Raw genomic sequence first — 12,855 nt, 5'->3', positions numbered from 1 at the left:
TGTATTTATTTACATACAATTATTTTTCGTTATGAGGTCATTCTCACTTTCTTTCCTGTTGTTGTCCACTTACCGCGGCAAGGGCTATACACGAGTTCATTAAACTGCAACACATTTAGATCACGTTGTATCGTTCGCGGTGTGATCCCGAACTCATCTACAAGGTCTTTCGTCGTTACCGTTCCGTTTTCATTGATGTACATATAAATTGATTTAATGCGTGTTAGCATACGAGTAGTTGTAGGTTTCAAGAGAAAACCACTCCTCTACTAGTTTTTTTGACCCCATTCAGGAAAGAAGGTCGTTACTACCATTGTACTCTACATGATAAAATTCATGCTTTAATCTACTTAAATTTTACAGAAATTTAACAAATATTCATATAGAAAAATATTGGTAGTTGACATTGTATATATGGTCAGTCAACTAACACATAAAATTCTACGTAAAACGCCAAATTCCTGCAATTTTTTTTAGAAAAATAAAAGAAAAACTAATGAGAAATATCTGAAATATTACAATTGTTCGGTATTTGGTTTTCGTATATGGCATAAGAGATTTCGGTTTGTTATGATGAAAGAAACAATATAGTGAAGGATGGATGCGTGATGTCAGCAATTAATTGGACAGAAGAAGTTGCAAAACGAAAAGATGATTTAATTCGTGATACGCAACAATTTTTACAAATTAAAAGTGTATGGGAAGAAGAATCGGCGAAAGAGGGCGCACCATTCGGTGAAGGTGTAGAAAAAGCTTTATCTTTCATGTTACATAAAGGAGAAACGGAAGGTTTTACTTCTAAAAATTTAGAAGGGTATGCAGGTCATCTTGAAATGGGACAAGGAGAAGAATTAGTAGGTATTCTTTGTCACGTTGACGTTGTACCAGAAGGCGATGGCTGGACGACTCCTGCATATAGTGCAGATATTCGTGATGGAAAGATTTTTGCACGTGGTGCAATTGACGATAAAGGCCCAACGATGGCAGCTTACTATGCGATGAAAATTTTGAAAGAATTAGGATTACCTCTTTCAAAACGCGTTCGTATGATTTTAGGAACAGATGAGGAAAGTAATTGGAAATGTGTAGATCACTACTTTAAAAACGAAGAAATGCCAACAATCGGTTTTGCGCCAGACGCGGACTTTCCAATTATTAATGCAGAAAAAGGAATTTCTGATATACAAGTTGTGCAAAATGGTAGTGAAGAGAAGAAAGGTACATATGAACTTGTTTCATTTGAGTCAGGTCGCCGTTTAAATATGGTTCCTGATTTTGCAGAAGCGGTTGTTACAGGAGAGGATGTAAGTGCACTTACAGTAGCATATGAAGAGTATTTACAAACTGCTAAAAAAATAGGTGAAGCAATTGTAGAAGGTAATACAGTAACGTTGCAAATTAAAGGGGTTTCAGCTCACGGATCTACTCCAGAGAAGGGCGAGAATGCAGGTTTATTACTGGCAAACTTCTTAACGAAAGTTGCTCTTGATGGAAAAGGGGCTTCGTTTGCAACATTTGTAGCAGAAACATTTATTGGTGATATTTATGGTGAAAAGGCTACTATCGCTTATAAAGATGAGGTTAGTGGTCCGTTAACAGTGAATGTTGGTCGCCTTTCTTATACGAAAGAGAATGGTGGTAATTTAGGATTAAACGTACGTTACCCAGTTACGACTAACTTTGAAGAAATGATTACAAAGTTAAAAGAATATGTGGGTACTCATGGATTTGAAGTGGCTGATTATTCAAACTCTCGTCCGCATCACGTTGATAAAGACCACGTATTAATTCGTACGTTGCAGCGCGTATATGAAGAACAAACAGGTGAAAAAGCAGAACTATTAGCAATTGGCGGTGGTACTTACGCTCGTTCGTTAAAAGCTGGTGTTGCATTTGGCCCATTGTTCCCTGGAAAAGAAGAACTTGCACATCAAAAAGATGAGTATATTGAAATTGAAGACTTATTAAAGGCAACAGCAATTTACGCACAAGCAATTTATGAATTAGCAAAGTAATGGATATATAAATAATAAAAGACCGTCCCGATACATACTTTGGGACGGTTTTCTATTACGTGCCGTTTGTTGGTAAGCAGATGTTCCTTGTCGAAATGTCGATATCATTTCATCTATCCCGCTTTAATGGGCAGTAAGACCCCCATCTCAAAATTCAGCGAAAGCAAAGAATTTAGGTGGGGGGATCAACTGCCCATAAAAGTCCGATTGGTGAGGGCTGATTAAAGTTTCACTTTATTAACGCGACCTGAACTTGGTTAGACTTGTAGGGAAGTTAATGGAATGAGATAAGAAAGAAAAGCAACAATAGAAAGAAGGAGAAGATGTACATGGAACTGCATTATTTTGTCGCAATTACGTTACCAAATCATATAAAAGAAGTGCTGTCTAACTATAAAGAGGAAATGCAAGAGGAATTACCATTTCGTTCATGGGTACATAAAGAAGACTATCATATTACCCTTTCGTTTTTAGGTAGTGCGACAGAGGAACAATTAGAAGGAATAAAGAATGGATTACAAACACTTATAGAAATGAAAGAACTATCGTTCACATTACAAGGGTTTTCAACGTTTGGTATGGAAGACAGGCCGCGTATTTTTTGGGCAAAGGTAAGCGAAAATCAAGATTTGTTTCAATTGCAAAAGCAAGTACACGTTATGTGTGAAGAGAATGGATTTTCTTTAGAAACGCGCCCATATCATCCGCATATTACTGTTGCACGTAAATGGGTAGGAGAAGAAAAGTTTGATTTAGAACATATAAAGGAAGTGCCTGAAATATCATTTCAAGCGGATACGATTACTTTATACGAATCTCACGTAAAGGAGACACCGAAATATAAAGCAATTGCTGAAATAAAATTACAAAAATAGAATGTATGAAAACGTTTTTTATACAGGTGAATATACTATAAAGAACAATGTGTTACTGTATAGGGCTTCGCTGATAAGAAAAGCCTTATCATTTGCAGCTCGTTTCATTTTAACTTTAAGAATGATGGTGATTTTTTTATGTTGAAAGTAAAACGTCCATTTGATGCCTATTTAGATGAAATGAATAAAATTACAATTTTGCTCCCACATGCGTATGGAACAAGTCGGACATTTCGTTTGCAAGAAGGAAGTAACGTGAAAGATTTACCGATTGCTCATACAATTGCGCTTCCTGATGCAACGAAGTATGAGTGCTTTATAGAAGAGCCGCTAGATGTGGGGAAGTATTATACAGTACGAGATGAACGGAATGAAGAAACAGATTTACAAATAGGTGCTGTCATAAGAACAGCGATTTTCGATGAGAAGTATTATTACGAAGGTACAGATTTAGGGGCAGTACACCAAAAGGAAGCAACTACATTTAAAGTATGGGCTCCAACTGCGAGGCTTGCGAAAGTAAGAATTTATAAAAGTGATAAAGAATATACAGATTACGAAATGTACAGAGAAGAAAATGGAGTTTGGGCTCATACATTGCAAGGCGATTTAGCCGGGGAAAAGTATACATTTCTTGTTTGTATTAATTTAATATGGAACGAAGCTGTGGATCCTTATGCAAAATCAGTGACTGTAAATGGGAAGTACGGCGTTGTTATTGATTTGGAAAAGACGAATGTAGCAAAGCGAGGGCAATTACCACCATTACAAGCAATGACAGATGCCATATTGTATGAACTGCATATTCGTGATGCTACTATTCATCCGGGCAGTGGAGTGAGTAAAAAAGGAACATATAAGGGACTAATGGAAGAAGGAACGACAGGGCGAAATGGGACGTTAACAGGTTTGTCTCATATAAAAGATTTGGGTGTTACACATGTTGAACTATTACCTTTATATTGTTTCGGTGGTGTAGATGAGGCAAACCCTTCTTCTGCCTATAATTGGGGTTACAATCCATTATATTACAATGCGCCAACGGGATTTTATGCTACAAATCCCTCTGACCCGTATAACAGGATCGTAGAGTGTAAACAGCTGATTGAAACATTTCATGAGCATGGCATTAGGGTGATTATAGATGTTGTATATAATCATGTGTATGAAAGAGAGCTCTCATCATTTGAAAAGCTTGTCCCAGGATATTATTTTCGTCATGGTGAAAATGGTATGCCTTCTAATGGGACGGGAGTCGGAAATGACATAGCATCTGAACGGAAAATGATGAGGAAATTCATTGTAGAGTCTATTTTATATTGGCTTACGGAGTACAATGTTGATGGATTCCGGTTCGACTTAATGGGAATTTTAGATGTTGATACAATAAATATAATAGAAAAAGAAGTGCGAAATATAAAGCGAGATGCACTGCTATTAGGAGAAGGATGGGATCTACAAACACCACTTCCTCCAGAGGAAAAGGCAACGTTAAATAATGCAAAGAAAATGCCGCATATTGCGCAATTTAATGATCAATTTCGTGATGGGATAAAAGGGAGTACCTTTCATATAAATAAACGTGGTTTTGCATTTGGTGGGTATGTAGACTGTAATCATTTGCAATATATTGCATCAGGAAGCCTTTTGAGTATGAAAGAAACAGGTTTGTTTCTAGAGCCTGTGCAAAGCATAAACTATGTAGAATGCCATGACAATATGACGATGTGGGATAAACTCATGCGCAGTAATGAAGAGTCGGAAGAGGTTTTGAAAAAACGTCACGTGCTAGCAACTGCAATGGTGATTCTGTCGCAAGGCATCCCTTTCTTACATGCTGGGCAAGAATTTTATCGTACGAAGCAAGGAAATGAAAATAGTTATAATGCAAATGATGAAATTAATCAATTAGATTGGGATCGAAAAGAGAAAGAGATAGAGACCGTTAACTATATAAAAGGTTTAATTGCGATTCGTAAAGAGCACGGAGCATTCCGGTTACAAAATGCAGACCTTATAAAAAAGCACATGACTTTTTTGCAAACATCTCCAGAAGTACTTGCATATCATTTAGAGCATGTAGAGTCGTTTGGACCGTGGAAAGAAATTGTTGTTTTATTTAATAGCAGTTTAGAAGCGAAAACGGTGCAACTTCCGAAAGAAGAAACGTGGCATGTGTTAGTAAACGAAAAGCAAGCTAAAATAGAGCCAATTTCTTCATTTAGAGGAAAGGAACTTAGGCTCGCTCCGATTAGCACGTATATATTGACGATAATGTGACAAATCGCTACTTGACGATGAGAATGTAATAAATGTAGAATTGACAAAGGTGACGATTTTGATAAGTTGTCATTCTATGGCTGGTTTTGTAAAATAAAATAGAGAGTTTTTGGCTTATGCCAAGTTTTCTTTTCATTTACAGTAAAATATATATGAATCCACAACATGTGTAGAAATGTTGCGGTTTTTCTTTTCATAACTATAAAAGATAAGGATTTGTTAACGGGTAATGAATATGGAATGGTTGGAACAATTATTAGGAAAAGAGTGGAGTCTTGTACCGGCTGGTGGAGTAACGGGCGATGCATATATTGCGCAAAACGGACAACAGAAGTTATTTTTAAAGCGGAATACATCGCCCTTTTTAGCGGTATTGTCAGCAGAAGGAATTGTTCCAAAATTACTTTGGACAAGAAGGGTAACGAACGGTGATGTAATTTCTGCTCAAAAATGGCTTCCGGGACAGAAGCTAGAGCCAGAGGATATGAAACTAGAACGTGTTGCGAAACTTTTGAAGAAAATACACTCCTCTAAAGCACTCGTGCAGATGATTCAAAGACTTGGGAAGCAGCCGCTTCACGCACAAGAGTTATTACAACAGCTGCAACTTGTCTTAAGAGGAGATATAAGGGATGAGGAAACAATTCAGCAAGGTCTTCAATATTTAATGGATTCATTAAAAGATATTGAATACAATGAATTCGTTGTATGCCATTGTGATGTAAACCATAACAATTGGCTATTGTCGGATGAAGATGAGTTGTTTTTAATTGATTGGGATGGAGCTGTAATTGCTGACCCAGCTCTAGACCTCGGTATGTTATTATATTGGTACATTCCGCGCCAAGAATGGAGTGAGTGGCTCGGTTACTATGATATTGAAATGGATGAATCGTTGCTTAAACGTATGAGATGGTATGTGATAGCACAAACGATTTTGTCTATTCAATGGCATACAACAAAAAAGCAGCAAGCAGAAGCTGAATATTGGCATCAATATTTACAGCAACTACTTGCTTCAGAGTAATACTTAAGAAAAATTGTCCATTCCAGCAATCCACTGAGTAAGTTGTTCTTGATTATTGGAAATGTGGTTGTCCAAATTAGAGGAAGATTTACCCGATTGACTATAAGAATATACATCGTTTAGCATTGCTTTAGCGTCACTACTTATATTATCGTTTGCGAGTAACGATTGAATGAGACGCTCTAATTGCTCGCATTCAGAAACTGTCCCGCAACAATCACTTTGGTGATTGACTAAAATATCTTTCAGCACTTCTAATTGATGTTGTTGATTAATTGGCATGAACGGATCATCCTTTCGATTGTTTTTCTCTTCTTAGAAAAGTAAGAGAAAAAGCTGTTTCGTCATGGAATGTTTAATGCTGTATGTAGTTTTTATCAAAATGGTACATCTTATACTTGAAAGAAACGGACCGAGTGCTCGTACGTACTTGGTTTTTTGTTTGGTAGATTGATTAAAAACAGAAAGAAGGAATTATTCCTTTAAAATAGCTATGTAAAGAGAGGGAAACATCTATGCGTTTAAGACATAAACCATATGCAATGGATCGAATTAATGAGTATTCACATATCGTAATCGGCAACCCAGAGGAGCGCGCTGGTAACTGGAAAGAAGTATTTGGAAATGAGCAACCCATTCACATCGAAGTAGGTACAGGTCGTGGCCGCTTTATGTATGATATGGCAAAAGCGAATCCACATATTAATTATATTGGAATTGAAAAATTCACAAGTGTTGTTGTAGATGCACTGGATAAATTAATTGAAGAAGAATTACCGAACTTAAAGTTAATTAATAAAGATGCTGAAGATTTAACAGTTTTCTTTGCAAAAGGTGAGATTGATCGCGTTTATTTAAACTTCTCAGATCCATGGCCAAAGAAACGTCATACGAAGCGTCGTTTAACGTACAAAACGTTTTTACGCAATTATGAAGAAGTGTTAGTAGAAGGCGGAGAAATTCATTTCAAAACAGATAACCAAGGTTTATTTGAATATTCTCTTATGAGTATGGCGGAGTATGGTATGTTACTAACTTACTTAAGCTTAGATCTTCATAACAGCGACTTTGAAGGTAACATTATGACTGAGTACGAAGAGAAATTCTCTAGTAAAGGTCATCGTATTTACCGAGTAGAAGCAAAATATCGTACAGAGCCTATGCAGTAATGCATAGGTTTTTTGTATCTAAAATAATCAGAATTTTATGTTAGTATTAAAAGAAAAGGGGGATGAAAAATGGAACAGTTACAAGTTGGAGATATAAAAGTGACGTGGCTAAAAGGTGGGAACACACATTTAGACGGAGGAGCAATGTTTGGCGTTGTGCCGAAAGTACTTTGGTCACGTAAATATAAACATAATGATACAAATCATATTTATTTACGAACAGATCCGTTACTTTTACAAACGAAAGATGGCAACATGCTCATTGATTCCGGAATAGGAAACGGTAAATTGAGTGAGAAAATGAAGCGAAACCAAGGTGTAACAGAAGAATCATCGGTTTATGAGTCATTAGAAAAACTAGGATTAAAGCCTGAGGATATCCACTACGTTTTAATGACGCATCTTCATTTTGATCATGCATCCGGCTTAACAAAATGGGAAGGGGATCACCTTGTGCCAGCTTTTCCGAATGCGAAAGTTTACGTAAGCGAAACAGAGTGGAATGAAATGAGGAATCCAAATATTAGATCCCGTAATACATATTGGAAGGAAAATTGGGAGCCGATTGTAGACCAAGTTATTACGTTTCAGCAAGAAATAGAAATTACAGATGAAATAAAAATGGCACATACAGGCGGTCATAGTGATGGACATGCAGTTATCGCTTTAGAAAGCAAAGGAGAAACAATGCTGCATTTAGCAGACTTATTGCCGACGCACGCCCATCAAAATGTATTATGGGTAATGGCGTATGATGATTATCCGATGACATCCATTGAAAATAAGCAAAAGTGGATGAAGTATGGTGCTGAAAACGATGCTTGGTTCACTTTTTATCATGACGCGTATTATCGCGCAGTAAAGTGGAATGAGGAAGGTCATATCGTAGAAAAAATAGAACGAAAAACGGGTATAGAAGCATAAAAATGGGAGGGTGTTCCAGCAGTCTGTTGGAGCAGTCTCATTTTTGTTGTCGTTTTTTGTCGGTAAGTCGATATATTTGAAAAATCGCTGATATAATTTGAGTTACGGTCGATATATTTGAAAAATCGCTGATATATTTGGAGTTGCAGTCGATATATTCGAAAAATCGCCGATATAATTTCAATTACTATCCACGATTAAAAAATAAGAGGTTCACCTAATGGGAACCCTCCTGTTTATGCTGCTATAACCTCTAAAACAGTACCTGTTTTAGCATCAACTAAAAATTCAAATCGTTCTTGTATATCATTTAACATCGTTGTAAGACCGCCGCGATACACTTCGTATGCGACATCATATTTTTCAAATGTCTCTGGAACCATATGTACCCAAGAGCCAGTAATTTCACCTTTATGACTTAATGCTTGTTTTACCATTTTCAATGCTTTTTCTGAAGAAATATGGGATTGTTCTTGTACTTTGTTTGCAACGAAATAACCAGCTGCGAACCCAACGCCAAGACCTGCTACTAAACCTTTCCAGCTCATATATTCACCTCAATTCTATAAAATAAAAATAGTGTACCGATAATAATTATAAAGCAAATACAGCTAAAAAAGAAGAAACTAGAAACATTTCGAAAATTTCGTTACAATAAAAGAGGTATTCTACTAAGGTTTGAAAGAAGGGGACTTCGTGAATAAAGAGACATTACAATTATTTCGTACGTTAACAGAATTACAAGGTGCATCAGGTTTCGAACATGATGTACGCCGTTTTATGAAGCAAGAATTAAGCAAATATGCAGATGAAATTGTACAAGACGGTTTAGGTAGCGTATTTGGTCTGAAAAAAGGGGATGAAACTGGCCCGCGTGTTCTTGTAGCAGGTCATATGGATGAAGTAGGTTTCATGGTTACGCAAATTACGAAAAACGGAATGCTTCGTTTTCAAACTTTAGGCGGCTGGTGGAGCCAAGTACTATTAGCTCAGCGCGTTCAAGTTATGACGAAGAATGGCCCTGTTATTGGGGTTGTTGGTTCTATTCCTCCTCATTTATTAAGTGACGCGCAACGTGCAAAACCGATGGATATAAAAAATATGTTAATTGATATAGGCGCAGATAGCTATGAAGATGCGATTGAGATTGGTGTAAAACCAGGACAACAAATCGTGCCAATCTGCCCGTTTACGCCGATGGCAAACGAAAAGAAAATTATGGCGAAAGCTTGGGACAACCGTTACGGATGTGGCCTTGCAATCGAATTATTAAAAGAATTAAAAGACGAAACATTACCAAACACATTATACTCTGGTGCGACTGTACAAGAAGAAGTTGGTCTTCGCGGTGCACAAACTGCTGCAAATATGATTCAACCAGACATTTTCTATGCGCTTGATGCAAGCCCAGCTAACGATGCATCTGGTGACAAAACACAGTTCGGTCAATTAGGAAAAGGTGCTCTTCTTCGTATTTATGACCGTACGATGGTAACGCATAGAGGAATGCGCGAATTCATTTTAGATACAGCAGAAACACATAACATTCCGTACCAATACTTTATTTCGCAAGGTGGTACAGATGCGGGCCGTGTACATACAAGTAACTCAGGTATCCCATCAGCAGTAATTGGTGTTTGCGCACGTTACATTCATACACATGCTTCTATTTTACATGTGGATGATTATGCGGCAGCAAAAGAGCTAATTACGAAGCTTGTAAGAGCAACGGATAAAACGACGTTAGAGACAATTAAGAATAACGCGTAGAGAAGAAGGGCGAAAAACCCTTCTTTTTTTAGGTTGAATAGATGCTCGAGCGATGTATGGTAGCGGTTAGTGCTTAATTGATTCTTGCACGGGGGATTAAAACCCCGGGTAGGAAGTGAGAGTAAGGTTGCTTTTTGGTTCGAGGTCCGCAATGTTGTGAGAAAAACTCTTCTTTTTAGAGTGAAGAGACAAACAAGCGATGTGTGGTGGCCGTGCATTCGTGTATAAAGAACAATTTGATTAAGGGAAAATGATAAATTTTTATAGAGGTGAATGAAATGAAAGTAGTAGTTGGATCTAAGAATAAAACGAAGGTTGGAGCTGTGGAGAAGGTTTGGAAAGGTGCTACAATTACATCTCTTTCTGTTCCTTCAGGGGTAGCAAACCAGCCATTTTCAGATGAAGAGACGATGCAAGGAGCGATCAATAGAGCGAAGCAAGCACTAGAGGAAGGGGAAGCTCAAATTGGCATTGGACTAGAAGGCGGCGTAATGAAAACAGAGCACGGTTTATTTATGTGTAATTGGGGCGCGCTAGCAACAAGTGATGGTAAAACATTCGTTGCCGGCGGGGCACGTATTACGTTACCAGATGATTTTTTAGCACCTCTTGAAGGTGGTAAGGAGTTAAGTGAAGTGATGGAAGAGTTTGTACAGAGAAAAGATATTCGTAGTCATGAAGGTGCGATCGGTATTTTTACGGATGATTATGTGGACCGTACGGAATTATTTGTACACGTTGTTAAGTTACTTGTTGGGCAATATAAGTATGATGAAAAGCAAGCATAAACCTTGCACCGTGCGCGATGTATGGTAGTATAAAAGAAAGATTATAACATGAAAAAATGCACTCGTTAGAGGAGGAAATATAGATGAAATCATTAGAAAGCATGGAGCAATTCCAAGAGTTAAAAAATGAAGAGAATGTAATCTTTATGTTCTCAGCAGAATGGTGTCCAGACTGCCGCTTCGTAGATCCATTTATGCCAGAAGTAGAAGAGAAATATAGTGATTTCTCATTTTACTATGTAGATCGTGATGAGTTTATTGATCTATGCGTAAAATTAGACGTATTTGGCATTCCGAGCTTTGTAGCGTACAATAAAGGTGAAGAAACAGGTCGCTATGTAAACAAAGATCGTAAAACACAAGAACAAATCGAAGAGTTCATTGAAGGTTTAAAATAAGGCAATTTGCCAATTGAATTGTAAAACAACCTCTACCTTCGCGGGGGAGGTTATTTTTTTGGAAGGGAGGAAAAAGAGATGAAGATGACAAGTAAAAAGATGAAAGACGAGTTAATGAAGAGATTATCTCGCCCGGAATGGGACTTTCAGTATGATAGTGAGAAAGAAGTTCTACGTATAGAACAGAAAGACTCAAAAAAAGGTATTAACGTATCGCTTCCAGGAGTTGTAGCAAAATGGGAAGTGAATAAAGAAAAGGCGATTGAAGAGGTTGCCTATTACGTACAAGAAGCGTTAATTGCGATGCATAAGGAAGAAAATAGCGCGGCGAAAATTTTACCTGTTATTCGCTCTACTTCTTTCCCGAAACAAGCAGAAGAAGGAAATCCGTTTATTATGACGGATCATACGGCGGAAACACGTATTTACTATGCGCTAGATTCGAATAAAACATATCGTCTCATTGACGAGCGTTTATTACAAAAATTAGGGCTTACAGAGCAACAAGTGCGTGAAATGGCATTATTCAACGCTCGCTCATTAGGTTATGAATTTAAACAAGACACAGTAGCAGGTAATACATTCTACTTTTTAAACACAAATGATGGGTATGATGCGACTCGTATTTTAAACGAATCGTTACTACAATCGATGCGCGAAAAGATTTCTGGTGACATGGTTGTTGCTGTTCCTCACCAAGATGTGTTAATTATTGCTGATATCGTCAACGAAATCGGTTATGATATTATTGCACAAATGACAATGAAATTTTTTGCCGAAGGGCATGTTCCGATTACATCACTTTCATTCGTATATGAAGATGGGGACTTTGAACCAATCTTTATTTTAGCGAAGAATCGGAAGAAGACAGATGGAAAAGAGAAAGGATGAACGAAGTGAACGTTTTTTACAACCTTGAAGGAATTGGTGACACTCTAATTGTTGCCTTACAAGATATTACTTTAGAGAACCGTACTTTTGATCGCAAAGGAGATGTTGCACGCGTATATGACCGTGAAAGCAACGAAACAGCAGGATTCAACATTTTTAATGCATCTTCTTACTTAGAAGTAAAAGAAACAGGTAACCTTACATTAACGAAAGAGCTTGTAGAAAAAATCAATGAAATTTTAGCGAAGAACGGCTTTGAAGAAACAGTAGAAGCAGATCTTTCTCCAAAATTTGTTGTAGGCTATGTAGTTGAAAAAGAAAAGCATCCAAATGCTGATAAGTTAAACATCTGTAAAGTAGAAATCGGTACAGAAACATTACAAATCGTATGTGGTGCACCAAACGTTGATGCAGGACAAAAAGTTGTCGTTGCAAAAATCGGCGCTGTAATGCCAAGCGGTATGTTAATCAAGCCAGCTGAGCTTCGCGGAGTTCCTTCTGCTGGAATGATTTGTTCAGCACGTGAATTAGAGCTTCCAGATGCTCCACAAGAAAAAGGTATTCTTGTATTAGAAGATAGCTTTGAAGTTGGACAAGAGTTTAAATTTTAATTGGTATAAGAAAAGAGAGGTTGTCCTTTTGGGCAGCCTCTCTTTTCTATTGAATCTTTGATATATTGTGAGTTGTGATAGATATATGTAGAAAATCGTTCATATTC

General features: G+C 37.3%; 14 protein-coding genes. 11 read left to right on the top strand and 3 right to left on the bottom strand.

Features of this window, described 5'->3' with window-relative positions; translation table 11 throughout:
* Window positions 1–29: 29 nt before the first annotated feature.
* On the bottom strand, window positions 30–251 hold the full coding sequence (locus MKY00_RS23690; RefSeq protein ID WP_000805512.1) for a DeoR family transcriptional regulator: 222 nt from the start codon (window positions 249–251) through the stop codon (window positions 30–32).
* A gap of 357 nt (window positions 252–608) precedes the next feature.
* On the opposite strand from MKY00_RS23690, the gene pepV reads away from it, so the two are divergent.
* The 4 genes from pepV (at window position 609) to MKY00_RS23670 (ending at window position 6,197) form a co-directional block, all read left to right on the top strand.
* Window positions 609–2,015, top strand: coding sequence for a dipeptidase PepV (gene pepV / locus MKY00_RS23685; RefSeq protein ID WP_016718697.1), 1,407 nt, complete (start codon window positions 609–611; stop codon window positions 2,013–2,015).
* Window positions 2,016–2,344: 329 nt separating this feature from the next.
* Window positions 2,345–2,890 (top strand): RNA 2',3'-cyclic phosphodiesterase, encoded by a 546-nt coding sequence (gene thpR / locus MKY00_RS23680; RefSeq protein WP_000419001.1) that lies wholly within the window; start codon window positions 2,345–2,347, stop codon window positions 2,888–2,890.
* A 138-nt stretch (window positions 2,891–3,028) separates the two neighbouring features.
* The gene (pulA, locus tag MKY00_RS23675; RefSeq protein WP_016718696.1) at window positions 3,029–5,170 is read left to right on the top strand and encodes a type I pullulanase; all 2,142 of its coding nucleotides are present in this window, start codon (window positions 3,029–3,031) and stop codon (window positions 5,168–5,170) included.
* A 229-nt stretch (window positions 5,171–5,399) separates the two neighbouring features.
* On the top strand, window positions 5,400–6,197 hold the full coding sequence (locus MKY00_RS23670) for a phosphotransferase family protein (protein WP_001055736.1): 798 nt from the start codon (window positions 5,400–5,402) through the stop codon (window positions 6,195–6,197).
* A gap of 3 nt (window positions 6,198–6,200) precedes the next feature.
* Here the strand turns inward: MKY00_RS23670 and MKY00_RS23665 are convergent, their stop codons facing one another.
* Window positions 6,201–6,479: a YtzH-like family protein gene (locus MKY00_RS23665; protein ID WP_001122234.1), complete on the bottom strand. Its 279-nt coding sequence runs from the start codon at window positions 6,477–6,479 to the stop codon at window positions 6,201–6,203.
* A 233-nt stretch (window positions 6,480–6,712) separates the two neighbouring features.
* Here MKY00_RS23665 and trmB point away from each other — a divergent pair, with 233 nt between their 5' ends.
* Both trmB and MKY00_RS23655 read left to right on the top strand, forming a co-directional pair.
* Window positions 6,713–7,366: a tRNA (guanosine(46)-N7)-methyltransferase TrmB gene (gene trmB / locus MKY00_RS23660; RefSeq protein WP_001239380.1), complete on the top strand. Its 654-nt coding sequence runs from the start codon at window positions 6,713–6,715 to the stop codon at window positions 7,364–7,366.
* A gap of 69 nt (window positions 7,367–7,435) precedes the next feature.
* Window positions 7,436–8,290 (top strand): YtnP family quorum-quenching lactonase, encoded by an 855-nt coding sequence (locus MKY00_RS23655; protein WP_016718694.1) that lies wholly within the window; start codon window positions 7,436–7,438, stop codon window positions 8,288–8,290.
* A 236-nt stretch (window positions 8,291–8,526) separates the two neighbouring features.
* Here MKY00_RS23655 and MKY00_RS23650 read toward each other — a convergent pair whose 3' ends face one another.
* Window positions 8,527–8,838 (bottom strand): PepSY domain-containing protein, encoded by a 312-nt coding sequence (locus MKY00_RS23650; protein WP_000118540.1) that lies wholly within the window; start codon window positions 8,836–8,838, stop codon window positions 8,527–8,529.
* Between the two features lie 148 nt (window positions 8,839–8,986).
* Here MKY00_RS23650 and MKY00_RS23645 point away from each other — a divergent pair, with 148 nt between their 5' ends.
* The 5 genes from MKY00_RS23645 to ytpR all read left to right on the top strand — a co-directional run bounded on the left by MKY00_RS23645 (window position 8,987) and on the right by ytpR (window position 12,748).
* Window positions 8,987–10,060 carry a M42 family metallopeptidase gene (locus MKY00_RS23645; protein WP_001031515.1) on the top strand — a complete coding sequence of 358 codons (1,074 nt, stop codon included), beginning with the start codon at window positions 8,987–8,989 and terminating at the stop codon, window positions 10,058–10,060.
* 278 nt (window positions 10,061–10,338) lie between these two features.
* Window positions 10,339–10,848: a DUF84 family protein gene (locus MKY00_RS23640; protein WP_016718693.1), complete on the top strand. Its 510-nt coding sequence runs from the start codon at window positions 10,339–10,341 to the stop codon at window positions 10,846–10,848.
* Between the two features lie 83 nt (window positions 10,849–10,931).
* Complete coding sequence (locus tag MKY00_RS23635; protein WP_000838188.1) at window positions 10,932–11,246, top strand: thioredoxin family protein; 315 nt, start codon at window positions 10,932–10,934, stop codon at window positions 11,244–11,246.
* Between the two features lie 78 nt (window positions 11,247–11,324).
* Entirely contained in the window at window positions 11,325–12,137 is an 813-nt protein-coding gene (locus MKY00_RS23630; protein ID WP_000784613.1) for a DUF1444 domain-containing protein, read from the top strand.
* Window positions 12,134–12,748, top strand: a complete 615-nt coding sequence (ytpR, locus tag MKY00_RS23625) for a YtpR family tRNA-binding protein (protein ID WP_016718692.1) — start codon at window positions 12,134–12,136, stop codon at window positions 12,746–12,748. The genes MKY00_RS23630 and ytpR overlap by 4 nt, the downstream gene beginning before the upstream one ends.
* The last annotated feature ends 107 nt before the right edge of the window (window positions 12,749–12,855 follow it).

It is taken from the genome of Bacillus sp. FSL R9-9834 (assembly GCF_038006905.1).
GTDB lineage: Bacteria > Bacillota > Bacilli > Bacillales > Bacillaceae_G > Bacillus_A > Bacillus_A pacificus.
The sequence above is the reverse complement of the archived record's forward strand: the minus strand, read 5'-3'. Positions and strand labels throughout refer to the sequence as shown.